20 protein-coding genes are annotated in these 25,087 nt (G+C 56.1%); 9 read left to right on the top strand and 11 right to left on the bottom strand.

The features are described from left to right. Positions 1–151 precede the first annotated feature (151 nt). From SD69_RS00940 to SD69_RS00915, 6 genes are all read right to left on the bottom strand, one after another. A complete protein-coding gene (locus tag SD69_RS00940; protein ID WP_041521711.1) occupies positions 152–1,342 on the bottom strand; it encodes a BamA/TamA family outer membrane protein in 1,191 nt (396 codons plus the stop codon). 96 nt (positions 1,343–1,438) lie between these two features. Next, positions 1,439–5,014, bottom strand: coding sequence for a family 16 glycoside hydrolase (locus SD69_RS00935; RefSeq protein WP_041521710.1), 3,576 nt, complete (start codon positions 5,012–5,014; stop codon positions 1,439–1,441). 130 nt (positions 5,015–5,144) lie between these two features. Next, positions 5,145–5,570: an MAPEG family protein gene (locus SD69_RS00930; protein WP_041521709.1), complete on the bottom strand. Its 426-nt coding sequence runs from the start codon at positions 5,568–5,570 to the stop codon at positions 5,145–5,147. Between the two features lie 29 nt (positions 5,571–5,599). After that, positions 5,600–6,199 (bottom strand): DUF938 domain-containing protein, encoded by a 600-nt coding sequence (locus SD69_RS00925; RefSeq protein WP_041521708.1) that lies wholly within the window; start codon positions 6,197–6,199, stop codon positions 5,600–5,602. A 145-nt stretch (positions 6,200–6,344) separates the two neighbouring features. Next, positions 6,345–6,959, bottom strand: a complete 615-nt coding sequence (locus tag SD69_RS00920) for a thioredoxin family protein (protein WP_041521707.1) — start codon at positions 6,957–6,959, stop codon at positions 6,345–6,347. Between the two features lie 21 nt (positions 6,960–6,980). Next, entirely contained in the window at positions 6,981–8,990 is a 2,010-nt protein-coding gene (locus SD69_RS00915; protein ID WP_232301126.1) for a protein-disulfide reductase DsbD family protein, read from the bottom strand. 189 nt (positions 8,991–9,179) lie between these two features. Between SD69_RS00915 and SD69_RS00910 the strand changes: the two genes are divergently transcribed. Both SD69_RS00910 and SD69_RS00905 read left to right on the top strand, forming a co-directional pair. Next, positions 9,180–10,409, top strand: coding sequence for a TonB family protein (locus SD69_RS00910; protein ID WP_084591445.1), 1,230 nt, complete (start codon positions 9,180–9,182; stop codon positions 10,407–10,409). Positions 10,410–10,487: 78 nt separating this feature from the next. Further along, positions 10,488–12,320, top strand: coding sequence for a hypothetical protein (locus tag SD69_RS00905; RefSeq protein ID WP_041521704.1), 1,833 nt, complete (start codon positions 10,488–10,490; stop codon positions 12,318–12,320). A 49-nt stretch (positions 12,321–12,369) separates the two neighbouring features. Here SD69_RS00905 and serA read toward each other — a convergent pair whose 3' ends face one another. From serA to SD69_RS00890, 3 genes are all read right to left on the bottom strand, one after another. Then, entirely contained in the window at positions 12,370–13,599 is a 1,230-nt protein-coding gene (gene serA / locus SD69_RS00900) for a phosphoglycerate dehydrogenase (protein WP_041521703.1), read from the bottom strand. 154 nt (positions 13,600–13,753) lie between these two features. After that, a complete protein-coding gene (gene tsaA / locus SD69_RS00895) occupies positions 13,754–14,482 on the bottom strand; it encodes a tRNA (N6-threonylcarbamoyladenosine(37)-N6)-methyltransferase TrmO (protein ID WP_041521702.1) in 729 nt (242 codons plus the stop codon). A 53-nt stretch (positions 14,483–14,535) separates the two neighbouring features. Continuing rightward, a complete protein-coding gene (locus SD69_RS00890) occupies positions 14,536–16,866 on the bottom strand; it encodes a methyl-accepting chemotaxis protein (RefSeq protein ID WP_041521701.1) in 2,331 nt (776 codons plus the stop codon). Positions 16,867–17,018: 152 nt separating this feature from the next. On the opposite strand from SD69_RS00890, the gene SD69_RS00885 reads away from it, so the two are divergent. Then, positions 17,019–17,699: a DUF922 domain-containing protein gene (locus tag SD69_RS00885; RefSeq protein ID WP_041521700.1), complete on the top strand. Its 681-nt coding sequence runs from the start codon at positions 17,019–17,021 to the stop codon at positions 17,697–17,699. Between the two features lie 14 nt (positions 17,700–17,713). Here the strand turns inward: SD69_RS00885 and SD69_RS00880 are convergent, their stop codons facing one another. Then, a complete protein-coding gene (locus SD69_RS00880; RefSeq protein ID WP_041521699.1) occupies positions 17,714–18,100 on the bottom strand; it encodes a SpoIIAA family protein in 387 nt (128 codons plus the stop codon). A 153-nt stretch (positions 18,101–18,253) separates the two neighbouring features. Here SD69_RS00880 and SD69_RS00875 point away from each other — a divergent pair, with 153 nt between their 5' ends. The 4 genes from SD69_RS00875 (at position 18,254) to arsB (ending at position 20,854) form a co-directional block, all read left to right on the top strand. Further along, on the top strand, positions 18,254–18,589 hold the full coding sequence (locus SD69_RS00875) for a metalloregulator ArsR/SmtB family transcription factor (protein WP_041521698.1): 336 nt from the start codon (positions 18,254–18,256) through the stop codon (positions 18,587–18,589). 61 nt (positions 18,590–18,650) lie between these two features. Next, positions 18,651–19,130, top strand: a complete 480-nt coding sequence (locus SD69_RS00870; protein WP_041521697.1) for an arsenate reductase ArsC — start codon at positions 18,651–18,653, stop codon at positions 19,128–19,130. After that, positions 19,127–19,834, top strand: coding sequence for an arsenical resistance protein ArsH (arsH, locus tag SD69_RS00865; RefSeq protein WP_198144037.1), 708 nt, complete (start codon positions 19,127–19,129; stop codon positions 19,832–19,834). Before SD69_RS00870 ends, arsH begins: the two co-directional genes overlap by 4 nt. Before the next feature lie 9 nt (positions 19,835–19,843). Beyond that, positions 19,844–20,854, top strand: a complete 1,011-nt coding sequence (gene arsB / locus SD69_RS00860) for an ACR3 family arsenite efflux transporter (protein WP_041521696.1) — start codon at positions 19,844–19,846, stop codon at positions 20,852–20,854. 69 nt (positions 20,855–20,923) lie between these two features. On the opposite strand, the gene SD69_RS00855 is transcribed toward arsB, so the two are convergent. Then, a complete protein-coding gene (locus tag SD69_RS00855; RefSeq protein WP_041521695.1) occupies positions 20,924–22,006 on the bottom strand; it encodes a sulfite exporter TauE/SafE family protein in 1,083 nt (360 codons plus the stop codon). A 241-nt stretch (positions 22,007–22,247) separates the two neighbouring features. Here SD69_RS00855 and SD69_RS17915 point away from each other — a divergent pair, with 241 nt between their 5' ends. Together SD69_RS17915 and SD69_RS00845 are read left to right on the top strand one after the other, a co-directional pair. Then, on the top strand, positions 22,248–23,189 hold the full coding sequence (locus SD69_RS17915) for a LysR family transcriptional regulator (RefSeq protein ID WP_198144036.1): 942 nt from the start codon (positions 22,248–22,250) through the stop codon (positions 23,187–23,189). Positions 23,190–23,192: 3 nt separating this feature from the next. Continuing rightward, the gene (locus tag SD69_RS00845) at positions 23,193–24,683 is read left to right on the top strand and encodes a tryptophan halogenase family protein (protein WP_041521694.1); all 1,491 of its coding nucleotides are present in this window, start codon (positions 23,193–23,195) and stop codon (positions 24,681–24,683) included. The last annotated feature ends 404 nt before the right edge of the window (positions 24,684–25,087 follow it).

The raw sequence follows: 25,087 nt of genomic DNA, 5'->3' as shown, positions 1-25,087 counted from the left end.
GCAAAAGTCGCCATGATACGCCAAGCGTTGGGTTAAGTCTTGCCAACAGTTTTTTGGACTTTAATGCCTGGCTGGGGCAAGCCTTTCTCGTGGTATCGGAAATGGCGGTGGTGCGGAGTGTTAGCCAGTGGGCCTATGTCTGCTTGCTTAATTACCAGCTGGAGCCGGCCTGAATATACCAGGCTGATTCTTCTGGCCCCCAGGCGACATCCACACCCATGGTAAAGCCGTAGCGCCGGGCAATAAGATAACGGAAACCGGTGCCGTAGCTTTCGACACTGTCGGCATCGCCGGTAAGCTCACTCCAGTTTTCGGCCACAAAGCCGGCGCCGCCAAAGCCCTTTAAGTGCCAGCGTGGGGTGAGTTTATAGGTGGCTTCTATCTCGCTGATAAAGGCCTGGTTATTTTGGTAGCGGGCGGCGGGAACACCGCGCATACGCAAACCGGGCAGGGCGTAGGGTGGCAGAGTTTCACCGCCCGCGGGCTCTATGCTCTGGTAATCCAGGCGCAGGGCTACGTTGACTTTGTCGCTCAGGCGCCAATAGTTTAAGCCGGTAAATTGGTACTGGGTGTAATTTAAATCGCTGCCAATAGCGTCATCAAACTGTACCGCCCGGGCGCGGTAGTTGTAACCCGCCTCGGGATTCATGGGGTTGTCGCGCGAGTCGTATTCAAGAATTAAGCCTAGCCCCGAGGTATCCTCGCTGATGTCTAACCTATTTTGTAAAAACGCTTCGACTTTGTCGTTGAGCTCGTCGTTGGGCAATAGCTCGATATCGATATCGTTGGCAAGCGTTGTCTCCATATGCTGGTAAGTTTGATAAACACCGGCAAACCATTTGCTGCTGCCCAGACGAAAGGTCAATTTTTGCAGCATGGCGGGGCCGCTAATGTTTAGCTCGACGGGGTTTTGTAAATCGACGTTGGCGACGCGGTAAAAATCCAGGTTAATGTCCGGGTAGGCGATGCCGCCTTTGTAGCGGATGGTATCGCCCCGCCAAAAGCCTATGTGGCCTGCGCCGCCAAACTTGGTGCCATTTTCGGTGGCGGCCATGCCGAGGATACTAATATTCTCGGGGATTACGCCGGTGGTCTTGGCGCTTTTTTTTTGTTCATCGGACTCGTGAAAAAATACCCCCATTACCCCTAAGCCGTTACCGGTCGCGGGTTCAGTGATAATCACCGGTACGGGTAAAAAGCCGAGCATATGCTGGCTTAAAAATTGGCTGGCATCGAGCATGCCGTCTTCGGGGTCGATAAAGTCTTCGCTGATGGCAAAGCTGTGGACGGCGGCAAATGCCAGAGCGAGAGGGGCGGCTTTTAGTAAGGTCAGGGGCTTCATAAGCTATCCTTGTGCAGCACTGACCATTAAGGTTAGCTGATAAGAGCCTATAAGGATAGTTGTAGCCCCAGGTTTGGCCCAGGGCTACTGAGTTTATTACAAAGGCCGCAATTTGATATTGCGAAACCAGACCTTATCACCATGATCCTGCAATAGGATATGGCCGCCGGGAGTTTTGGCAAAATCGCTCCAGTCGGCAAACTTACTGTTGTTAATAAGTTGCTGCCACTGGGGTGAGGCCATATCTGTTTCGACAAGTTTGTAGCCGTTTAACCAGTGCTCGATTTTGCCGTTGTTTACCACCAGACGGGTGCGGTTCCATTGCCCGGCGGGCAGTACCGTAACGAATTTGGACTTAATCAAATCGTACAGGTCGCCGGCGCGGTGCTTTTCAATTTTACCGTCCGGGTGGCCGGGGTTATCCAGCAACTGGTATTCGGGGCCACTCTCGTAGGCGTGCTCTAGCTCGGACTTTTCTTTTACGTTGTAGAGTATACCGCTGTTGCCATCTTTGGCCAGCTTCCACTGCAAACGCAACTCAAAGTTGGTAATAGGCTCTGGTGTAATAACCACATCGCCGCCCCCCGGAGTTGTCCAGCCTTTATCGTCGGGGGTGCGACCGGTTAAGTGCAGTGTGCCTTCGTCGACTATCCAGCGCTCTCCCAGACGGTCGCTGTTATAGTTGCGCAAACCGTTAAGGGTTTTGCCGTCAAATAACAGTTGCCACCCATCGGCTTGCTCCTGTTTGGTGAGCTGGTTGTGGTTAACGCTATAGTCGGTATTGATAACAACCGGTTTGTTTTGCGGGATGGCATTTAACGTGTACCAGGCCTCTGTAGTCCACAGCTCTTGATCGCTGGCGCTGCTAAATGGGCGTTTAATACGAAAATACACCAGGTGATTGTCTTTTAAACCCTTCAGCTTAAATTGCGCGCGGATGCGATCTTCTGACAGCGAGAATGCTTGCACCTCCAGTGCGTCTTTATCTATTTTCGGGCCGCCGTACTCGGCCGTAGGCTCATAGCGCCACTGGATAATTTCAAAGTCATCGGCGCTTAGGTTTAGTCCGGCTTTAACCGGTTCGGTAAAGGTAATTTCAAAACCATCGCTGCGCGCACTGACACTGAGCATTTCAAAGGTGGTGTTGCCGTTATAATTTAAGCGCTGCAAACCGTACCATTTGCCGCCGGCGTGGGCCCAGTTGCCGGGGTTGCCCACGCCACCCACAATCAGCGAGCCGTCGGGTGCCCACTGTAGTCGGTTAACGCCTGCCTCCAGCCCTTGAATAAAACGGAACACAGCGCCTTGCAAGCGGCCGTTGACGCGCTCGGCAAATACACGCTTAATGCCGCCGTGCGTCACTTCGCCGTGAATCATTTGGTTTTTATAGGGGCCAATGTCGAGCGGGGCGGGCTCGCTGGGTGAATTGCCAATTTCGTCTTGCGGTAGCCACACCACGGGCAGGGTCTCTGTGAGCTTGGCGGTGCCGTCATAGTCAACAGAGCGGGAGCCGTACCAGGCGCCGTCGGTGAGCTCAATAATTTTACTGGATGGCACCCAGTCGCCTTGGTTATCGGCAATAAAGAGTTGGTCGTCAATGCCAAACCCGATACCGTTGGGGGTGCGTAGGCCCGAGGCCACCATGGTCACCTCACCGGTCTCTTTATTCACTTTAAACGCGTGACCGCGGTCAGGGGCTTGTGGGTCGGCGCTGGCACCACCGGGTAAAATGGCGGTGGCTAAGGCGCCGTAAAAATAGCCATCTTTATACTCCAGGCCAAAGGCGAACTCGTGAAAGTTACCGGTTACCGACCAGTCGTTAGTCACAAGGCGGTATTGGTCGATAATGTCATCGCCGTTGACGTCGACGAGCTGCGTTAGCTCTTGCTTTTGCAGTACGTAAATGTCGCCGTCCACTACTTTTAACCCCAAGGGCTCGGCCAGGCCGCGGGCAATGCGTTTAACGTTAATTTTCTCGGGCGCGGCATCCCAGTTAGAGACAACGTACACCGAACCCTCTGGGTCCCAGGTGGAGACCACCAAGCGTCCGTCGGGTAAAAAATCCAGCCCGCCCACCATGGGCTCAAATTCTTTCGGGCGCGCCTGATGCAAATCAAACGACGGGTGCACGCCCGCCACTTCGCGCGTGTCTCCAGGCACGGTTTTGACAATATCCGGGTCGGTTACCACGGGCTCGACCGTGCGTACATCGTTGGGCGTGGCCAGCAACATGGATTCGGGCACTAATTCAAACGCGCCCGAGACTGGGTTTTTCCACTGTAGCGATAAGGCGGCACCCGAGGTTCCCTGAAAATAAATAATCTCCAGCGGGTGAATACCGGGCTCGAGCGAGATCTCTGTGTCCATCGGGTCTGGCCCGTGAAAGCCCCAGTGGTTGATGGCCAGCTTGCCGTTTAAATATAAGTAAGAGCCATCATCGCTTACCAAGCGCAAAGTGGTGTTGAGTGGCTCGGTAAGATGTAAGTTGGTTTTTACTTGATATGCAAAGCGCTCTTTAATGGGTTCAAAGGCGTTAATGTCGGGCAAATGGATTTGCCGGCTATGGGCGGCTAACGCCGGTGGTGTGGTGCGCAGCACATCCACATTGGGTTGGTCGCCGGAAAAGTAATGCTGATAAAACAGCGCGCCGGGGGTGTTTTCACTAAGCTCTGGGGTTTGTTCTTTTAAATTAACGGCTACCGCCGCTTGAGCCATTGGGCCCGCGTTATCGGAAGTGTCGACGGCTGAGGGCGTTAAGGAAAAGATGTAATCTACCATTTGCTCAGCATCTTGTGCGCTTAAATCGGGGTGGGGCGTCATGGGAACTTGCCCCCAGTTACCGGCTCCGCCGCTGATGATTTTATCGGCGAGCGCGGTGGCAGAACCGCCCTCATTCGCATAGCGCTGGGCAATACTGACATAAGACGGCCCGACGGTTTTAACCTCGGCGTTATGGCAGGCGGCGCAGTCGCTGTTGTTGATTAGGGTGAGGCCTGGGGGCTCTTGAGCGTCGGGCGCCGTTTTTTCACTCCGCTTGAGTTTGGGCAGTGGCGGGTAAGACAGAGTTAGGGTGGTTTCGCCGTTGCCAAGTTGTAGTGTACTGCCGGTAATGCGGCCGTCGCCGGTAACATCGTAGGTATCGGGTAGCTTTAAGCCTTCAAGGGTAGCGTGTTGCCCGGCAGCGAGCCCGCGCACGGTAAATGTGCGGGTAAGAATAATGCCCTCGGCGGCCGGCGCGTGCCAGGGGGTTTCGATAATCTCAATCGCCCCATTGCCAAACTGCAGCTGAGCATGAGCGCCGTCCAGCCGATAGCCTTGGTAATCAACGCCGTCGGCCCAACGGCTTGCGCCGTTTAATAAATAATTACGCGGCGGCGTTGAAGGTTGCGGCCCGTGTTTTTGGTCGTACACCGCGCCCGAGAACTCTATTTGGCCATCCCACACCTTATACAGCTCGCCGCCGTCGGTGTCGTAAGCAAAACTGAGATCATCGCCTAACCTAATCGTGAGCACCCGGGGTTTACCGTCCAGCACTGAGCGAAACGCTGGCATCGGGCCGCTAAGGTCCGTGCTGGCTGTTGTTTGTTTTGCGCTGTCGGGGCTGCAGGCGATTAATACCAGTGAGCTGCTTAGCAGTAATAGTGTTTGGGGGCGGTTGAATAAACTCGGCATGGCGGTCTCCGCTGTGTGCTCTTTTTTATCAGTTTATGGTTGTCCTGAGCGGGAGTGTGCCACGGCGACGTGCGCCGCGGCGGTTGAATACGTTTTCATAACCGTAAACTAAACGGGCTTTAACAGTTCCTTACAGACGGCCGAGAAGGTTAATACCAATCAGCGCCAGAATCCCTACCTGAGCCAACAGTGCAATACCGTAAAAATAACTGCGTGGGCTGGGGTTTTTCTCGGTGGCGATAGCGTAGTAAAGCGCCATATGAATAATACGAGCGAGCGCGTAAATCATCACTAAAATGCCAATCCAGCGTGGGTTGGTGCCGCTAAACACCGCCAGAAACACACTGCCGATAAACAGCGGAAAGTTCTCTAGCGAGTTCATAAAGGTACGATTGGCGCGAAACACAAACGAGCCGTGAGACAGGTGCTCGTCCATTTTTCCTGGTATGGCGCCCGGTTGTTTCGCTTTGCTCATAGCCGCTACGGTGGCCTGTACCAGCAGGGTGACCAACGCGATGTAAACCCAAACGTAGGTGAAAGTGTAATCCAGAGGCATAGCGGTATCCTTTTGTTAAGTAAAAGAGTTTATTCGCGCGAACGCTTACTCCAGATCAGTAGCCGGTTGTTAGCGGGCATCGCGTGATCGTCCTGTAAGTGTAGATCATGGCTCTGTGCCAGCTCGATTAAGTCTTCTATGGCGCGAATACCGCTACCCGGGTCGCGCTGGCGCAGCATTTGATCAAACGCGGCGTTGCTCTCACTGGTGAATTGCCCGTTGTAATTAAATGGGCCGTACAGGGCAAATACGCCTTTGTGGGGTAACTGGCGGCCTACCTCGTGAAATAAATTTTGCACCAGCGGCCAGCTGACAATGTGAGCGGTGTTCGCCGAGTACACGGCGTCAAACTCGCCGGGCCAGTTCGGTGCCGACAAATCAAAAATAACCGGCCGGCGTAGGTTGTCGCTTGGCTGCGAGTCTATCCAGCTATTGATGCCCGCGTGATTATGCTCCAGATCGCTGGTTTGCCACACCAAGTGCGGTAGCGCGGGAGCAAAGTGCACCGCGTGTTGGCCAGTGCCCGAGCCGACTTCCAGCACCCGGGTACGATCTGAAAACACGCTTTGTAAAATCGTAAGAATAGGTTGTTTGTTGTTTTCGCACGCTTGGGAAAAGGGTAAGGACATAGAAAGATCGTTGGTTGAGAGTGATAGTGGTGGCTAGGTTTTTGGCGCTGCATTAAAAGGACTAGCGGGTAACGGTGGACGGGGAGTGGAGTACGGGGGCGAGAAATTTTCCGCTCCCCGTTCCCCTTAAACAGTCCTCCGGCCTTTAATACTTAACACTGCACCCATACGCGCGAGTGGCAGGTTCTGCCACCGGCTCGCCGGCCATAGCGGAATCCAATGCGGCGGCTAAGTAGTTGTGCGAGTCGGGTATCACCGCGGGGTTGGCTGAATCGTTATCATCGATGGCGCCGGCGTAAACCACATCGCCCTCGGGGTTGATCACAAACATATGTGGAGTGGTTTTAGCGCCATAGTCGCGGCCCATGTTGCCGTCGGGGTCGAGTACAAAGGCACTGCTGGCGTTTAGGTTGTGGCTTTCGGCTTCGGCTTTGGCTTCAACCGGGCCCAGATAACCTTGCTTGCCTTCCGCCGATGAAATCACCGTTAGCCAGTTAACGCCTTGGTCAGTGTATTTTTTTTGCAGCGCTTGCATGTTGCCGCTGCCGTAGTGCTTGCGCACGTAGGGGCAGTCTTTGTTAAACCACTCGAGCACCAACCACTCACCCTCATAATCAGTGAGTGCATGCATCTCGCCGGAGGCATCCACCTCGGAGAAGGCGGGGGCGGATTCGCCGGGCGTGGCAACGGCAAAACTTAAGCTGGGCACACTTAGTGCGGCGGCAAATAACAACGGGCGGATCGGGTTGCGGACGTTCATGTCGGGTCTCCAATAGTTGGGTTATTCGCTATCAAACAGTTCGGTTATCATGCGCTCTTGCAGCAGTTGCGGCAAGAGCATCGCTTGCGTGCTGCCTGCCGGGTACCAGGCGTAAACCGGCAGTGAGTTGCGCCCCAGAGCCTCAAGTGCCTCGGTAATTTCCGGGTCAAAACGGGTCCAATCGGCGCGTATTGCCAGTACATTATGCCGCTTAAATAACTCGCGGGTGTGATCGGTGTCTAACACCAGCTTTTTATTCACCTGACAGGTAATGCACCAGGCCGCGGTGTAGTCGATAAACACGGCTCGGCCGGCGGCGCGGGCCTCGGCAATGGCGGTTTTATCGTAACTTTGCCACAGCGTGCTGCTCGCTTGGAGGGTAGGTGCCTCGGCGCGCATTAAGGTGGCGCCGCTTACGGTGATTGCGCTGAGAGCGATCACCACGGCGAGCGCGGTACGTAGGCGTCCCGCTCCGTGCGCCAGCCACAGGGCGAACACCAGCGCCAGCAGCAGCGAGCAACCCAGTACCCAGCCGATGTCGCCCACCAGTTTGCCCAACACCCACAGCAGCCAGATCACCGTAGCGTACAACGGAAACGCAAAAAACTGACGCAGAGTGTCCATCCAGGGGCCGGGTTTGGGAAGGCGTCTAAGCAGCGCCGGGGAGGCACTTAACAGTAAAAAAGGCGCGGCTAAGCCTGCGCCTAAGCCGATAAAAATTGCCATAGCTGACACGGCTGGCAATACCGCGGCCGCACCCAAGGCCGCCCCCATAAAGGGACCGGTGCAGGGGGCGGCGACAAACACCGCCAATACCCCGGTGGCAAAGGCGCCGCCGCGAGCGCCGCCCGCCAGGTTCATCAACTTGTGGCCAAACTCAAACACCCCGCTGAACGACAGGGCCATTAACCAAAACAGTACCGCCAGCGCCAACACCACCGGTGCTGATTGCAGCTGAAACCCCCAGCCAATAGCGCTGCCGCCGGCGCGCAGCGCCAGCAATAACCCCCCCAGTAGCGCAAAGGTGGTGAGTACGCCGGCGCTGTATAGCAGGCCCTCGCGAAGTCGCTCGCGGCGGCTCACCCCCGGCTGCATCAGGCTAAAAACTTTAATCGAAAGCACTGGAAACACACAGGGCATTAGATTGAGAATTACACCGCCGGCAAAGGCCGCCGCGAGCAGTAGCCACAGTGCCGTGGTAGCGGTTGTCGGTGCCACGGTTGAGTCATCACCGCCGAGGGGTACGGCGTCAAATCGCCAGGCGCGCTCTTGTTGCGCGATGACAAACCCGGCGCTGGCGGGAGCACTTACACCGGGTTGCGTCGTAAAACGAAATTGGTAGCCGTCGTCGGTGGGCATTGCGCTGGGAGCCTGCGCACCCAACCAGTCGCCATTAAGGGGAAATACCTCGGGGGCGGGCCCGCTGCCGTTTAGCGTGAGCGTGGCGCTGCCATCAGTGTTTGCGCTGAGTGCGGTAGCCTGCCATGGGCTGCCGGCCGCCTCTTGTGGCACCCGTACGGCAAAGGTCTCGAGCAACGCTTTATCACTATCACTTTTATTCCACTGGGTGGTGTCGGCCACCGGCCACTGGCTGCTCATTTGCCCAAAACCGGGGATACAGTCGACTTTGCACACCAACCATTCGAGGTTTATGTCGAGCGCGATCGAGGTGCTTTCCGGCTCCGGCGTTAGCTCAAATAAATAGGCGACGTTGCCCTCGTAGCCGAGGTTGGTTAAATGCTCGATGGGTAGGCGCGCGGGGTAGGGCCACTGAATATCTCCGCTAGTGGCGCCCGTGGCGGTTATGTCAAAGCGCGGTGCAGCGCCCGAGTCGCCGGCGTTTTGCCAGTACACGTGCCACTGCGGGTCAACCTCAAAGTAAAAGCCTACGGTGGTGGTTTGCCCGGCGGCAAATTGGCTGGGGGTGATTAGGCGCACCTTTACATGATCGCCCGTCGCCGTGGTGCTCGCCAACGCGGGTAGTGTTAGAGCGAGCAATAGCCCTATAAAAAGCAAAGGCTGCAGAAGCACGACGGGTCTCATTGGCCACCTCAAATAAAATTAATTTAGTTATAAAACCTGTGCTGTCATAAAACGATAACAGCTATCGCGCAGGATACCCTACCGCTAAAAATCACAACAATATTTTACCTCTCAGCGCACGTTATAGGCGTTGAGAGCGGACGCCATTTACTTTACCAGCCGACAATAGGGAAAGGTATGAAACGCACGGTATTTTGCTGTAGTGCGATGGTTGCGATATTCATGATGTTATTGCCAGTGCAACGGGCAATGGCCGCCCCAGATGGTGTTGCCCCTTACATCGAGTTGCAGCGAGAGCTGTTTCTGGCGGGGTTGTATTTGCCCGAGCCGGTAAGCAATGCTCAACAGGCCGTCGAGCTGCGCGGGTCGCGGCAAATGGAGCTGCGCTTCGTCGCGGAATCCATGACCGCCGGCAAGCTTTCGCGAATGTTTTTGCAAAGTATTGCCATCAATAACTCAGCCGCTGCCCAGCGCGCCAGTGGTGAATCGTTAGCGAGCTTTTTTAACGCGTTTAAAGGCAGCTTGCGGCGCGGGGATATTCTTGCCATCAGCGAGCGCACGGATGGCAGCGGCGCCAATGTCTACTTAAATCGTGAGCGATTAGTCAGTGTTGACGATGCGAGTTTCTTTAACCTGTTATTGGTTACCTGGATCGGTTCGGTACCGCCAAGCCGGGAATTTAAAAGCGCCCTGCTGGGAGGCTCCGCTGCCGCCGATGTGGCGCGATTCGATCAAATTAGCCCGTCTCCCGAGCGTTTAAGTTTGGTCGAGCAGTGGCAAAACCCTTCGCCTGAATCGGCGTCAGTGGCTTCACTCGCCCAGGTGTCGTCAGCCGCTGAATCGAGCGCGTCGGTGGCCAGCGAGCCTGCGGTGCCCGTGGTTGCGGCGGTATTCGTGCCTCAGCCTAAGCTGGAGATGCCAACGCTCGTGGCACCGGTGGCTGCCGAGGCGCAATTGCCGGCCAGTGTAGAGCAGTCGACAACAGCACAGGTGTCGCCATTGGCCGAAGCCCGTTCGAGTGTCGCCAGCGAGCCGTCGCCCGCCCCGGTGGCTAGTGCCCCGGCGCCCGAGCCCGAGGAAGACCTGCCAGACTTTTCGGCCGAATCTCTCGGCATGCTGCAAGATTACACCGCCCAGCTGGTTACGCTAACCCACGCCGAGATTAAGTACCCTCGCCGCGCTATGAAGTTAGAGCAAACCGGCAGTGTCCGTATGGCGGTGGTAATCGACCGAGCCGGTGAAGTGCTGGAAGTACAGCCGCTGCTGGAGTCGGGTTTTAAGCAGTTGGACGACGCTGTGCGCCGCGCCATTGATAAAGCCGCTCCTTACCCGGCGATTCCCGATGATTTGACGGCCGAGCATTTTGAGTTTGTGTTTCCTATCACCTTTATGCTGGAGCGTTCCTAGCCTCTTACCGACTGAACTATGACGTAGGCCGGCGGTAGGGCTATACTCTCAGAACCAATAATAACTTCTGAGTGCTTTATGGCTAATAGCGGCACGCTAGTGCTTATATTGGCGCAGCTCCTCGCCGCTGTGTTGCTGGCAGCGGTTTTCCTGGGGCTGATGCTATGGCGGGTTCGCCAGCGTTACCGGCGGCTGCTGAGCGCGTATGCCAGTTTAAAGCACCAATCCGATGAGCATAACAATCCTCCCCCAGAGGGTGCCGATCGTGCCGAACCTGTTAAGCGCATCGATTGGCCCGCGCTTGAGGCTGAAGCCCTTACCCGCTACCAAAATTTTAGTGAAAAAAGTTTGGGTGATTATGCCGCCGACGATCCGTTTAGTGCGCGCATTGCCTCGATCCGCTATCACTACCTGCAGGCCGAGCGCCAGGCCGAGCAACAACACACCGAGCACGAGCGCTGGCAGGTATTAGAGAAAGCCCTCGCTAAAGTGGTTAGTGACATCGCAAGCAGCACCGGTGCGATTGAGGCCCACGAGCCCGATAAAGTATCACTGCTGCGCGAGCGCATGAAAACCCTGCAACATGTCGAACAGGACAACGCCGAGTTGCGCGGGCAAAACCAGCGCTATGATGAAGAGCTAAAAAAACTGCGGCAGTATTATCAAAAATATCGGGCGCTGCTGGCCGACAGGGCCAAAGACGACGCAGCAGACGAGGCGCAAGCGCGCGACCAGGCAGACGACAAAGCCCTACGGCTAAGCCGAGCCAACGCCGAACAGCGCCAGGTGGTGGGTGAGATGCACAGCCATATCAACAGCGATACCCACGGCGAGCTGTATCGCGAGCGCGACGGTGTGCATCAGCAGGTCGATGCACTGCAAGAGGGTGTAGAGGATGTCGATCAGACGTTAGAGCAACTGCACAAATCCCTGCACCACGACGCCGAGCTGGATAAGCTCACGGTAATCGATAGCCTGCGTAGCAATAACCACCGCCAGCGTAACACCATTGCTAGTTTGCACCGTGAGCTAAGTGAGCTGCAGCACTCTTTAGAGCACGACGAGCACGATAAAAAAGGCCAGACGGAAGCGCTAGAACGTATGCTGCATGAATGCGAAGGCTGTATTGCCACCCTTGAGAGTGAAGTGGCTTACTTACAGGGCCTGCTGGAGCAGGCGCCTGAGTCGTCTGATACGCCATCGTCAGCCGCCCCCGTGTTGCCCGACAATACCCTGGCTGAAACTCTGCTGGCATTTGCCTTGGCTGTACCCGATAAGCACAACCCCGATGAGGTCATTGCCCTATTGGCCGATACCCTGGTGCAGTTAAATTTACCCTATTTGGCCGTCGTCTCTTTTGCGCAAGAGACCGCGTTTGGTGGCTCGGCCAACCTTGATAACACAACTCAGCGGCAGCGGCTGCTGGATATTGCCGAGGTGAGCGTACAAGAGCACAACGCTGAAGGGTTGTTTTTTTCCCGGCCGTGTTTGCAGGTATTTGTACCCGAAGTCGCGTTGGCGGATATCGATTTTCAGGAGTTGATTTGTTTGCTGGATGTGATGCACTCATTAATAGTGCTGCAGTTGGCGCAGCAAGGTACGCGCGAGCAGCTGCAAGCGCATCATCAGCAAGTGCTGACGTTAGAGCAAAAAATTCGCGCCGGTATCACTAATATCGATATTCAATACGCCTATCAAACCGAAGAGGTAAAACGGATTTCGGCCTCGTTGTTAACCGAGCTGGATGAGCTACTACTGGGGCTGGATACGAACGATGAAATGCGTGAGGTGTTTAGCAATGTGCTCGCCGAGGCGCAGCAGCGGTTTGCGTTGTTGCACGAGGCGGGCTCGGTGATCGACAACGAATTTACCCGGTTGTCGAACGCGCTGGAAGCTTTAGAGAAACAATAGTGCGGTGTAATCACGGCGCTGGTAAATGTTTACCAGCGCCGTGTTGGTGTTAAAACAATACGCGGCAGCGAATGGTGCCTTCGATATTACGCAGTTGCTCTAACGCGGTTTCGCTGTAGGGCGAGTGCACATCCAATACCACATAACCCACTTTATCGTTGGTTTGCAGGTACTGCGACGAGATATTAATGTCGTTATCTGAGAACACTTTGTTAATCGCCGACAGTACGCCTGGTACGTTGGCGTGTACGTGCAGCAGGCGGTGAGCGTCCGGGTGCTCGGGCAGCGCCACCTCGGGGAAGTTAACCGAGGTAATCGTGGTGCCGTTATCCGAGTAGCGCACCAGCTTTTCGGCCACTTCTACACCGATGTTCTCCTGCGCCTCTTGGGTCGAGCCACCGATGTGCGGTGTAAGAATCACGTTATCCAGCCCGCGCAACGGGCTGACAAACTCGTCGTCGTTGCCTTTAGGCTCTACCGGGAATACATCAATCGCCGCACCGGCGATGTGTTTGTTTTTTACCGCCGTAGCCAGCGCGTCGATATCGACAACGGTGCCGCGCGAGGCGTTAATTAAGTAGGCGCCTTTTTTCATCAGGCCCAGCTCGCGTTCGCCAATCATGTTTTTGGTCGAGCCGGTCTCGGGTACGTGCAAGCTGATCACATCCGCGGTTTGCAGCAGCTCGTCGAGCGAGCGCACCTGCGAGGCGTTACCCAGGGGCAGTTTGGCGACGACATCGTAAAACTTCACTTTCATGCCCATCGACTCGGCCAGCACACTGGTCTGGCTGCCAATCGAGCCGTAACCGATCAGGCCTAGCGTTTTGCCGCGAATCTCGTAAGAGCCGGCCGCGGATTTTAGCCAGCCGCCACGATGACAAACGATGTTTTTCTCAGGGATGCCACGCATCATCAGAATGGCTTCGGCAATCACCAGCTCGGCCACCGAGCGGGTGTTGGAGTAGGGCGCGTTAAATACCGCTACACCGTGTTCTTGTGCGGCCTGCAAATCGACCTGATTGGTGCCGATGCAAAAGCAACCGGCTGCGATCAGTTTAGGCGCGTTCTCAAACACGCGGCGGGTTAGCTGAGTGCGCGAGCGCAGGCCAACAAAGTGAGCGTCGCTGATCTTCTCGATCAGGTCGTCTTCTGACAGGGCGGTTTTCAGGTATTCGATGTTTTCGTAGCCTGCCGCATGCAGTGTTTCGACGGCGGACTGGTGCACGCCCTCCAGCAGTAAGAACTTAATTTTGCTCTTATCCAGTGACTTTTTGCCCATAAAACAAAGACCTCAACTCGCGCGTTGTCAGAGAATGAAAGGTGGGGGTAGGTTATTCTGGCCGGCGCCGCCGTCAGAGCCGCGAATGATAGCATAGTTCGGCAGGCGGCTGAACGTGGATTTGTTTGCCTGTCACCGGGCTACGCTACACCAGTTACGGGTCATTCTTATCCTTTGCCACATCAATACTTACGACCTCAATCCCGTAGTCGCCCCCTTGCTGCCAATAGTGCCAGGCGACGTCTACATCGAATAAGTTCATGGCATAGCGCCGGCTGGGGTCGGGTGTTTGGTACTGAGGTCGGGGATCTTGTGCCAGCAGCTGGGTAAGTAGCGCGGTTAAGTCACAGCCCGTGCGCGAGCTGTGCATCTGGCACTGCTCGGCGGCGCGGGGGCTAAAGCGTACTGGCAAGGTTGGCGGAGGCGCGGGCGCAACCGGGTTAACCGCATGGGTTAGCGCATCGGTGTAAGGCACGTAGGGTTTGACGTCCAGTATGGGAGTGCCATCCAACAAATCGTGGCCGCTGACAATAAGCGCGGCAGTGCCCCCGGTGATGACAACCTCCTCCAGCGCTACAACCGATAGGCCAATGGGGTTGGGGCGCACGGGCGAGCGAGTGGCAAATACCCCAAGACTTTTATTGCCGCCCAGGCGAGGCGGGCGCACCCGGGGCCGAAACCCATTGGCGCGGTTGGCGTGAAACACAAATTGCAGCCACAGGTGGGAGCAGCCCTCCAGCCCGACAAACGCCTGAGCATTGTTGTAAGGCGGGTGAAACTCCAGTGTCGCCCGGGCGGCGGGCACCAGGCCGCTTTGCCGGGGGATACCGAATTTATCGGTAAAGCAGGAGCGGACAACCGCAATGGGGTCAAACTCGATCATGGAGGTTCACTGGTGGCCAACAAAGCCGCCAGTTTACCCGATTGCGCGTTGCCTTACAGGTTGAGCTGGCGGGTGGAGTCGAGTGTCTGGTGCGCCAGCGTGCTTTGGTCGTTGGCGCTTTCGGCAAGCCGGGCAATCGAGGCATCGGCGTGCTCGACCATCGCCAACGCTCCGGCCAGCGTGTCGCGCATCTGTTGGGCCCGTTGGCACTCTTGTTCAGAGCGGCTGGCGGCACTGGCAATCACGGTTTCAAGCCGCGCCACGGTGTGCTCGATAGTGGCCAGTGATTGCTCCGCCGCTTGGGAGGATTCGACGCACAATATCGCGCCCGATTGCTCGGCGGCAAGCCCGGCGGCGGTAGAGCCCACGGTGTCACGCAGGCGATCAATCAGCTGCTGGATTTCGCCAGTGGCGTCATGGGTGTTGGCGGATAGCCGGCGCACTTCATCGGCTACCACGGCAAAACCGCGGCCGTGCTCGCCGGCGCGGGCGGCTTCAATGGCGGCGTTTAAGGCCAGCAGGTTGGTTTGCTCGGCGACGCCTTTAATGGTGTCTACCACCGCGACAATGTCGTCGGCGGCGTGGGTAAGGGCTTGCATGCTGTTATCGGACAGTGCGATTTGCTGCTGTAGACGCTCGATCTGGGCGGCGACCTCTACCATTTGTTGCTTGCCCTCATGGGCGACTTTACTGGCCTGCTGTACCTCCGTGGCGCTACTACCAAGCTCTTGGCTCATAGTTTCAAGTGCGCCCTGCACTTGTGTTAACGCGCTATCGACACTATTCATTTCGCGCCGCTGGTTAATGGCGTCGCTGCGGCAACTTGCACTGATGGCGGCGTTGCTGCCGGCGGTGCTGGCCGATTGTTCGGTGGCGTCAATCACGCTGGCAAAGGTTGCGCGCAGAGTACTAAATAACGTATTAAGGCTGCGGCCAATATCGCCTACCTCGTCGCTGCGGTGGCTGGCAAATTGCGCTGTCAGGTTGCGTTGCGTGGCGCTCGCCTCGATTTCTTGTGCTAGCCGGGCAAGCGGTCGGGCTAAATAGCGGGCGTAAGCCACCGCCGCAATCATCGCCAGGGCAATGAGCACAATGGCGGCCACCGCGATGCTGATGACCACCTGAGAGCGCAGGTGGCCCAGCGCCGCGAATACCTCGGCGGGCGACTGCTGCACAATCAGCCCATAACGCTCGTTGCCAATGGTGACGGGTTGCCAGGCGCTGTAGACTTCGCGGCCGAGGTAATCCTCGGTAAGGCCGACGCCCGCCTGCCCCTGCAGCGCTTGTTGTACCGCCTGGCTCTCGAGTGTCAGCCAGCCGGCGGCGCTGCCCGAGGCGCGGGCGCGGGTGGGCTGGCGCAATAATCCGGTATCAGCCAATTGCCTAAGCAGTGTATCGGCCCCGGTGGTCGGGGGCCGTAAATCGGTAATTAAGGTGCCCTCTGGCCCGACTAAATAGACATCGCCACTTTCGCCCAGGCCCATTTCCCGCCACTGGCGCTGGTTGCTGAGTAAGTCGCTCAACTGCCGGGCCGGGACTTCGGCAATTAAATAACCCGTGGCGCGATTGGGGCTGTGGGCTTGGTGGTAGACGCTCACGCCGAGATAAAATACTTGTTCACTGCCGTTAAAGGCGGCGTGTTCAAAACCGGAAACCGCCAACTGCTGCGGGTGCTGTTTAAGCGTCTGCGCAAGTGCGGCCAGTTGCGAGTTTTTAAAGGGGCCGCGCTGCAGTGAGGTGCCAAGCTCCGGCCCTTTATTGACCGAGTAAATTACCCGCTGCCGGGCGCTGTCGAGTAGCATTAAATCGCTAAAGCCAAAACGCTTAACGATATCGCGAAAACTTGAGTGATATTTACGATGTTGTTGTCCATAAATGGTGGCGTCCGAGCGATCCTCCATTGTCGCCAGTTCATCGGGCCAGCCGGGGTTGGTTTGTAAATAATAGTGTTGCAGCAGCTGGGCCTCAAAGCTCATGGCTGGTAGCCACTCATCGACGGCGGGCTCAAACCCATATTGTGTCCGGCGTGTATGAGGTAAATACTGTTGCTGGTACCACGTGCTTAGTCCGGCGGTTATCGCGTCTTTATCGGTGATGCCTACTTCGTAGCGGTAAGAGTCAAAAGGACGGACAAAACCGTACACGGCGTCTTGGGTCATGCGGCCGTGCGCGAGAGAGCTCAGTAAATCGCGGTAGCTATCGAGCTTGGCATCAATGGCGGCGGCGCGGCCGCGGGCGATAGCGTGGAATTGATTTTTTAAACTGGTTTCAATGGCGCTGCTCGATTCCTTTAAGGCCAGCCAGCCGGTGGTGCCGGCCGAGCCGATAACTGCAACGGCGGTCAGTGCAATCGCGCCAAGGGTAAGCCGGGTAGAAATTTTCACAGTGTGCCTCCAGTGATTGAGGGCACAAAATAAGTTTACGGCGTGACATTTTTGTTACCGTGTGGCGCTTATTTTGTTATTAATAGGGTGTGCCGTCAGGGCTTTGGCGCGCCCCGAAATTTTTGAATTTTTTGCGGAGAAAGACCAAAAAAATGGCGTTGTTTTTAAGTGGTACGTGCGGTGTTAATCCAGGCGCTAAGCTGGGGCGTGTAATGTCTGTGTGGGCTCGATTTATTGCGGTCGGATGTCTGTGCATTAGCCCGTTGGCACAGGCAGAAGTCAGTGAAATTATTGATTACATCTACTACGAGTTAGAGGAATCCGGTAAAGCTCTGCCTCTTAAGGAGCAGCTGGATGCCGCCACACCCATTGAGCGCGATGGTCGCAAGCTGCACGGCGAAACTCGCTGGCGATTAGATTGGCGCTTTGCCACGGAGCAAACGGAAGATGGCCGTTGCGCGATCAGTGATATCAATATTAATTTGGACGCGCTGATTTATTTGCCCGAGCTGGGCTACGATGCACCGGCAGAATTACAGGCCGAGTTTAATCGCTACGCCGAGGCGCTGCAGCGCCACCAGATAGGCCATTATATTGTGGCCATTCAGGCCGCCAACAAAATTGACGTGCGCTTAACCTATATGGAGCCCGCGCCGGATTGCGACACGGCGCGGCAACAGGCCGAGGCGATGGCTAGCCAAATCGAGCAAGAGCATCGCGACAAAGAGTTGGCGTTTGATGAGCAGACTCGCTACGGCGCCGAGCAAGGTGTGAGCCTGGCTGGGCCGCAAGCGGACGAGGCTCAATCGGCCAGCTCGGCTGTGGCCGAGTAGCCGCAGCGCTCAGTTTAGGTTTTTAGGGGGCGACGCAGCCATTGCAGCGCGTCGCCGGGCTCGTCAAAGTCTTCCATCTCGCCGGCAATAAACCAGCTGCCTACTTTAGCCGCAACGTCGGCCCAGCGTTGATCGCCGACTATGGCAACGCGTTTAAAGGCTCTATGGTGCTTGGCGCCGAGCTTAAAATCATCCCAGGCGGCGCGCAGTTCCCAGCCTTCAAATTCGCGGATATCCACAAACGCCAGCAGGTTTGGGTCGTCGAGTCCCTCTAGGGCGTTATCCAGCAGCGGAGTGATTTTTTGGTAGTCTTCGTGGGTAAGCTTGCCAGCGACGGTCAGCGACAGAAAAAAGTCGTTGTCGATGCGCTCAATGCCAATGTGCAGTCCGTGTCGTTTCATTGGGTGTGTCCCTTTGGGTCAAAAACATAAAGTAGCTGTGCCAGAGCTTAGCGTAACCCAGTATCGCCATGATTGTGAGCCCCGTTGGCTCATTCACCCTTGTATATATGAAAAATCATATGTATTGTAAGAGTTAATCAACTGAGGCCCTCTATGGATCCTGTCAGCTTTTATAAGTGTTTGGCCGAGCCCACCCGGCTGCAGTGCCTGCTGTTAATACAGCGGCAGGGCGAGCTGTGTGTTTGCGAGCTAACCACCGCCACGGAGCTAAGCCAGCCAAAAGTCTCCCGTCATCTGGCTCAACTGCGTGAGTGCGCCCTGCTGCAAAGCAGTAAACGCGGCCAATGGGTATTTTACCGTTTGGCGGGCTCTTTGCCCGGCTGGGCCAGCAAGGTGCTGGCCGAGACGCTGGCCGGCAATGAGTTGTGGCTGCGCGAGCCGCTGGCCCGGCTCCACAAGATGGTCGATCGTCCCTCCTGCTGTGGCTAGCGGGCGAGCGTATTTTTTTGCGTGTATATATATGAAATTCCGTATATCTTGAGGTATTACTATGAAGATCTTGTTTGTCTGTACCCACAACGCCTGCCGCAGTGTGCTGGCAGAGGTTGTCGCCCGCGATTTAGGTAACGGCCGAATTCAAAGCGCCAGCGCTGGCAGCGCGCCTGCCGGGCGTATTCACCCGCTTACGCTTAATTTTTTACGGGGCAAAGGAGTCGCCACCGATGGGCTGAGCAGCCAGGGCATGGACGAGTTTGAGAGCTTTGCGCCAGACTTGGTGATTACCGTGTGTGATCGCGCGGCGGGCGAGTCGTGCCCGCTGTGGATGGGCGATACCGCCAAAGCCCACTGGGGCTTGCCTGACCCTTCACACACCGAGGGCGGCCCGGTTGCCGTGGCCACCGCTTTTGATAATGTCTACCAACTGATTAGCAAGCGAGTTGAAAAGATGCTGGCCGAGCCGCTGGAGTCCATGTCGCCTGACGAGTTGCAGAGCCTGGCTAACCGCGTGGCGGAGCAGGTGCCGGCATGATGAGTGATTTACCCAATATTGACCCAGAGGCGTTTGCCGCTATCGAGGCGGTTCGTTTGGGTAACCCGGATGCGCGAGCGCCCAAGATTTTATTGCTCTACGGCTCGTTGCGCGAGCGCTCTTACAGCCGCTTGGTGGTCGAGGAGGCCGAGCGCTTGCTCAAGGCCTACGGCGCCGAAACGCGTATTTTTAACCCGGCGGGCTTACCGCTGCCCGATGGCGCCGAGGCCGATCACCCCAAGGTGGTCGAGCTGCGCGAGCTGGCCAGTTGGTGCGATGGCATGGTGTGGTGTTCACCCGAGCGGCACGGTTCTATGAGTGGCATTATGAAAGCGCAAATCGATTGGATTCCGCTCAGTATTGGCGCGGTGCGCCCCACCCAGGGTAAAACCTTGGCGGTGATGCAGGTGTGTGGGGGCTCGCAGTCGTTTAATGCGGTCAATCAGTTGCGCGTGCTGGGCCGCTGGATGCGCATGTTGACCATCCCCAATCAGTCATCGGTGGCCAAAGCTTTTTTAGAGTTCGACGAGGACGGCCGCATGAAGCCTTCGTCTTACTATCAACGTATTGTCGACGTGGTTGAAGAGTTGATGAAGTTTACTTATTTGGTACAGGGGCGGGAGTCGTACTTAGTCGACCGCTATTCCGAGCGGGTAGAGTCGGCGGCTGAGTTAAGCGCCCGGGTCAATCAAAAAAACATTTAGGAGCTTGTTATGGGTGCGTTTGAGCGGTGGTTATCGTTGTGGGTGGGACTGGCGATTGTTGCAGGTGTTGCTCTTGGCAGTGTCATGCCCGATGTGTTTGCCCAGGTGGCAGGCTGGGAGTGGGCCGGGGTAAACATACCCGTGGCCGTGCTGATTTGGCTGATGATTTACCCAATGATGGCGCAGGTGGATTTTGCCTCAATTAAGCAGGTGGGGGCTAACCCTCGGGGGCTCGCGCTCACGCTGTTAATCAACTGGGCGATTAAGCCTTTTACCATGGCCGCTCTGGGGGTGCTGTTTTTTAAATACATTTTTGCCCCGTGGGTAGATCCGGCCACGGCTGAAGAGTACATCGCCGGCATGATCTTATTAGGCGTGGCGCCCTGTACCGCCATGGTGTTTATCTGGAGTCAGCTGACCCGGGGGAACGCCAATTACACCTTGGTACAGGTGTCGGTTAACGACCTGATTATGGTGGTGGCCTTTGCGCCCATTGCTGGTTTGCTGTTGGGGGTGACCGACATCGAGGTGCCCTGGCAAACGCTGCTGGCCTCTGTGGTGCTGTATGTATTGCTGCCGCTGCTGGCGGGTATCATTACTCGCTACGTTATTTTTAAGCAAAACGCCGCCGGGCTCGAGCAGTTTTTGCTCCGGGTCAAGCCACTGTCGATTTTGGGTTTAATTGCCACGGTGGTTTTACTGTTTGGTTTTCAGGCGCCGCGCATTCTGGCGCAACCAATGGCTATTGTGATGATTGCCATTCCGCTATTGATTCAAACCTACGGCATTTTTGCCCTGGCGTATTGGTGGGCCAAGCGCTGGCGCTTGAGTCACGACATCGCCGCCCCCGCCTGTATGATTGCTACCTCTAACTTTTTTGAGTTGGCGGTGGCGGTAGCCATCTCGCTGTTTGGGTTACATTCGGGCGCAGCGCTCGCCACGGTGGTGGGGGTGTTGGTCGAGGTGCCGGTGATGTTGTCGCTGGTGGCCATCGCCAATCGCACACGCCACTGGTTTTAAGTTTACTTCTGGMAACCAACGGAGCTTTTTACCGTTGGTTGCGCAGTGCTCGGCCTGATAACCGTTCGGTTAATGCGGTAAATCAGGCTGACTACTATGGGCTGTCTCGGAGGTTGATGAAGAGTTTACGCCTACTTTCTCTGTTTGTTTTTGTTGCGCGTTGCTGACCAGCACCAAGCCCCAGCTGCGGAGTTTTTCAAACACCCACAAACAAAAGCACAGGGCTACAATAGACAGCGCAATACCGCCTAGCCCCAGCGCGTCGCTTTCGGCGGTACAAGTCCAAATAAATTGCCCCACACACAAGGCGGCAACCACCAGTAAGATCGGTTTGCGCCCAAGCTTGTCGACGATAAATACCCCCAATGGCGCACCTAATGCTACCACCGGTGCTGCGGCTAGCCAGTTCTCGTAAACGCCTGGCTGCCAGCTATGGGTAACGCTTTTAATAACCACACCATAAACTGAGGCCAGCGCCATGATCACGACCGACGTGGGGATGGCAATTTTTAAATCGGCGCGGCATAGCAGCACCAGTGCGGCGTAAAGCATCATGTCGATACCGACACCGGTGACGGATACGGCAAATAAACTGGCGATCAAGCCCAAGCTAAAGCCGACACGAAGATCCCAGCGCTCGTCAAACTCGGTCATACCGATATTGCCCGAGATCTCGTTAATGCGGTACAGGTGTAAGACACCAAAGCTGCCCCAAAGTACGGCGAAGGTTACTTTAATCCATAGTTCGGGAATCAGTGGCGCAAAAAAGATAATCCCAATTGGCGTACCAATAATACCGCCCAGAATTGCGCCTTTTAGCATCGCCCAGGCCAGCGGCTGGCGGCGGGCGATAATAAAAATGGCGGCACTGACCATGCCGATGGATTGCACGGCAAAGCTAAAATCGCGCCCCAGCGTGGCGGGCATGTCAAACAGCAGAACCAATACCGGGAACCCCACGGTGCCCCCGCCCATCGGGGTGGACCCGGCGGCGTAGCTGCCGACGGCCATGGCCAATGCCATGGGCCAATGAGCCACGGCCGCAAGCCAGGCACCGTCGGCTTGCAGTAGCCACAGCCACGTGAGATAGAACAGTGCCAGCCAAAGAAACCAAACCCACAGGTAACGCTTGGGGGGAGGAGAAAGTGTCATATTGCGCCTTATTGTTAAGAGTAGCTCGTTGTTTGTTAGGGGCGTTCGCTGCGCCGCCGGGCTTGTTGTTGTGCAGGTAAACACTGCGTCACCGCTTATCTGGGTGATTATTCTTAGCGGGCGGTCGCAGGTCTCTGTGTTTTACGTGATTTACCGTCAAGGGCACAATATAATGGCGATCAGTTTTCGCTATCGAGTTTTTAGCGGCCTGTTGATATGGTTGAGACCAACACGAACCCCTATGACATTAACCCAGCTTAAATACATTGTGACGTTGGCCGACGAGCGACACTTTGGGCGCGCGGCGCGTAAGTGCTGTGTGAGTCAAAGCGCCCTTAGCATGGCGGTGCGGGCACTGGAGCTCGAGCTTGAGTTGGTGCTTTTTGAGCGCGACAGCAAAGGGGTTCGCCTTACTCCAGCGGGCGAGAAAGTCGTAGCCAAAGCGCGCAGTGCGCTTGAGCATAGCAATACCATCGACCGTTTAGCCAAAGGCGCGGTTACACCGCTGTCACAGCCGTTGCGCATAGGTATCTGCGAGAGTTACGCGGCTTACTATCTGCCCCAGCTCGCATCGGCGTTAAAGTACAAAGCGAGTACCGCCGCGTTAGCGTTTACCGAGGGGGCGCTCAGTCAGCTAACTCAGCAGTTGCTGGCGGGGGACTTAGAGGTACTCGTGGCGTCCCATCAAACCATCAGTGGCGTGACGGCCCGCGCCGTGTCTGAAGAGCCATTGGTGGCCGTGTTACGACAACACGATCCGCTGGCGCAGTTTGCCAGCCTACCGTTAGCGGCTTTGACGAATGAGAACCTGTGGTTGCCGGGCGGGGCGTTACGGCAAGATATTATTGATGGCTGTGCAGCTTTGTTGGAATCGGTTAACCGTGTTACCGAGTCGCAGCTTGGTGTGCACACACTGTTGCAGCACATCAGTGTCGCAGGAGGGGTATCGGTAATCCCGCGTTCGTTAGCCAATGCCGAACGTTTGGCTGCCGACGGGTTAGTGGCGCGCACTTTCGGTGAGGAGTTTACCCGTCAGAACTCGTTGATGTGGCGCAGCAGTTTTGCTCGGCCGCAAGACATCGATGCGCTCGCCAAAGAGGTTGTAAACCTGTGCGCTCGCGCCAGTTGGCCTCAGGTTCACAGTGCCAGCGAGGCACTATTTGTCGATAACAACTGTTGGTGATCTATGCAGGCTAACCCAGTCAATAGCAAGCCAATCCGGCGTCTTGTCATCGTTGGCGGTGGCACCGCCGGGTGGTTGACGGCGGCGATGCTTTCCGCGCACTTGCCACGGGATGCATGCCGGATAACGCTCATTGAGTCGGCTGAGCTCGGGGTTATCGGTGTGGGCGAATCCACCATCCCGCCTTTTTTGGGTTTATTACGCAAGCTCGGCATTAACGAAAAAGCATTTATTGAGCAGACCGATGGTTGCTATAAGCTGGGTATTCGGTTTCGCCATTGGGGCGCCTCCAATCACGAGTATTTTCATCCGTTTGGTGCGTTGGGCCAGAGTTTAGATCAACATGATTTTTACCAGTGCTGGTTGCGAGCCAATCAGCTGGGGGACTCGTCTGCCTTGATGGCACATTCCCCCTGCGCGGCGCTGGCCGAGGCCGGGCGCTTTTATTCGCCCGCAACAGGCGGAGGGATAGGTGCAAGCTACGCACTGCATATGGATGCGACAATGAGCGCCCAATACTTTCGTCGCTATGCCTGTGAGCGCGGTGTCGAGCGCATAGAGGGCAAAGTCGTCAGTGCTTCGCGCCAAGATAACGGCCACATCAAGGCTGTGCAGCTCGACAATGGAATAGCCGTAAGCGGCGATTTCTTTATCGATTGTACCGGTTTTGCGGCGCGACTCATCGAGGGCGAATTGGGGGTAGGCTATCGGGACTGGTCGGCAATCTTGCCGTGTGATCGGTCGGTGTCGGTCAAAACAGAGGCTGTGCGGCCCTATAAACCATTTACCGAAGCGTCAGCCTCAAAAATGGGCTGGCTGTGGCGCATCCCGTTAAAAAATAGCACCGGCTTCGGTCACGTTTACTCGAGTCGTCACAGCTCTGACGCCGACGCAAAATCCGTGTTGTTTCGCCACTTGGACGCCAAGCGCATTACCGATCCGCAGTTTATCGTGTTTAAGCCTGGCCATCGTCGGGTGTTTTGGCAGCATAATTGTCTGAGCGTGGGCCTGGCCGCAGGATTTATTGAGCCACTAGAGTCAACCTCGATCCACCTGATCGCACGCGGCATTGAATATTTTTTACGGTATTTCCCGACGGCCGATTGTGATCCGGTGTTAAGCTCGGAGTACAACCGACGCATGCAGGCCGACTTCGAAGAAATACGAGATTTTGTACTGCTGCATTACTGTACGAGCCAGCGGCGAGACTCCCCCTTTTGGCGCGACTGCGCCAGTAAAGCGCTCCCTGAATCGTTGGCGCAGCGTATTGCCTTGTTTAAAGCGCAGGGCGTGCTACGCGCCGGGGTAGACGATTTGTTTCGCGCGACTAGCTGGTACTCGATCTTTGAAGGTATGGGGATCAGGCCTCGCCAGTATCACCCTCGGGTAGATGATATTGCGGAGCCACGGTTGCTCGACGCGTTAAGTACACACCGCCACGCGATAAGAGCGCTGGTTGCGAGCGCAACGGCGGTAGATGACGTATCTGTGTAGGTGTATGTGGTTGCTTTTTGAACTTGCCGCGCAGGGCTTGCGCCTGAAGTCAGCCACCTCACCCGCACGAACTTACCTCCATCAGATCCCTTGATGATTGTCTCAAAGTCACTAATGATCGCGCTATGTTAGTAGTCGCATACGTGCACGCCAAGTATCCCCGTGTCGTCTTATTTCAAAAAGTTCCGCTGAAACAAAACCTTCACATTCCTGTCACGCAAGTTTCATAAAACTCGTCAAGTATAGGCGCCACATGAGCACTGAGCTCGGATTTGGCCTGCCACAGATTTGTTGTGCCTTTTCAGTCAGTCATGTCCGTCCTGATTTATGGAACGAGCTAAGAATTTATCCGGCGCTAACAGGGGTTAGCGTCAGACACACTTTTGACAAACAATCCTTTGGGG

The sequence above is a fragment of the Gilvimarinus agarilyticus genome, from assembly GCF_000832015.1.
Classification (GTDB): Bacteria; Pseudomonadota; Gammaproteobacteria; order Pseudomonadales; family Cellvibrionaceae; genus Gilvimarinus; species Gilvimarinus agarilyticus.
The sequence above is the reverse complement of the archived record's forward strand: the minus strand, read 5'-3'. Positions and strand labels throughout refer to the sequence as shown.

Excerpts from the sequence above, each read along its gene's own strand:
- SD69_RS00935 (WP_041521710.1), bottom strand. The coding sequence starts at position 5,014 with ATGCCGAGTTTATTCAACCGCCCCCAAACACTATTACTGCTAAGCAGC.
- SD69_RS00845 (WP_041521694.1), top strand. The coding sequence starts at position 23,193 with ATGCAGGCTAACCCAGTCAATAGCAAGCCAATCCGGCGTCTTGTCATC.
- arsH (WP_198144037.1), top strand. The coding sequence starts at position 19,127 with ATGATGAGTGATTTACCCAATATTGACCCAGAGGCGTTTGCCGCTATC.
- SD69_RS00920 (WP_041521707.1), bottom strand. The coding sequence starts at position 6,959 with ATGAACGTCCGCAACCCGATCCGCCCGTTGTTATTTGCCGCCGCACTA.
- SD69_RS00940 (WP_041521711.1), bottom strand. The coding sequence starts at position 1,342 with ATGAAGCCCCTGACCTTACTAAAAGCCGCCCCTCTCGCTCTGGCATTT.
- SD69_RS00855 (WP_041521695.1), bottom strand. The coding sequence starts at position 22,006 with ATGACACTTTCTCCTCCCCCCAAGCGTTACCTGTGGGTTTGGTTTCTT.
- SD69_RS00880 (WP_041521699.1), bottom strand. The coding sequence starts at position 18,100 with ATGAAACGACACGGACTGCACATTGGCATTGAGCGCATCGACAACGAC.
- SD69_RS00885 (WP_041521700.1), top strand. The coding sequence starts at position 17,019 with ATGGCGTTGTTTTTAAGTGGTACGTGCGGTGTTAATCCAGGCGCTAAG.
- SD69_RS00925 (WP_041521708.1), bottom strand. The coding sequence starts at position 6,199 with ATGTCCTTACCCTTTTCCCAAGCGTGCGAAAACAACAAACAACCTATT.
- SD69_RS00910 (WP_084591445.1), top strand. The coding sequence starts at position 9,180 with ATGAAACGCACGGTATTTTGCTGTAGTGCGATGGTTGCGATATTCATG.
- SD69_RS00905 (WP_041521704.1), top strand. The coding sequence starts at position 10,488 with ATGGCTAATAGCGGCACGCTAGTGCTTATATTGGCGCAGCTCCTCGCC.
- arsB (WP_041521696.1), top strand. The coding sequence starts at position 19,844 with ATGGGTGCGTTTGAGCGGTGGTTATCGTTGTGGGTGGGACTGGCGATT.
- tsaA (WP_041521702.1), bottom strand. The coding sequence starts at position 14,482 with ATGATCGAGTTTGACCCCATTGCGGTTGTCCGCTCCTGCTTTACCGAT.
- SD69_RS00875 (WP_041521698.1), top strand. The coding sequence starts at position 18,254 with ATGGATCCTGTCAGCTTTTATAAGTGTTTGGCCGAGCCCACCCGGCTG.
- SD69_RS00870 (WP_041521697.1), top strand. The coding sequence starts at position 18,651 with ATGAAGATCTTGTTTGTCTGTACCCACAACGCCTGCCGCAGTGTGCTG.
- serA (WP_041521703.1), bottom strand. The coding sequence starts at position 13,599 with ATGGGCAAAAAGTCACTGGATAAGAGCAAAATTAAGTTCTTACTGCTG.
- SD69_RS17915 (WP_198144036.1), top strand. The coding sequence starts at position 22,248 with ATGACATTAACCCAGCTTAAATACATTGTGACGTTGGCCGACGAGCGA.
- SD69_RS00930 (WP_041521709.1), bottom strand. The coding sequence starts at position 5,570 with ATGCCTCTGGATTACACTTTCACCTACGTTTGGGTTTACATCGCGTTG.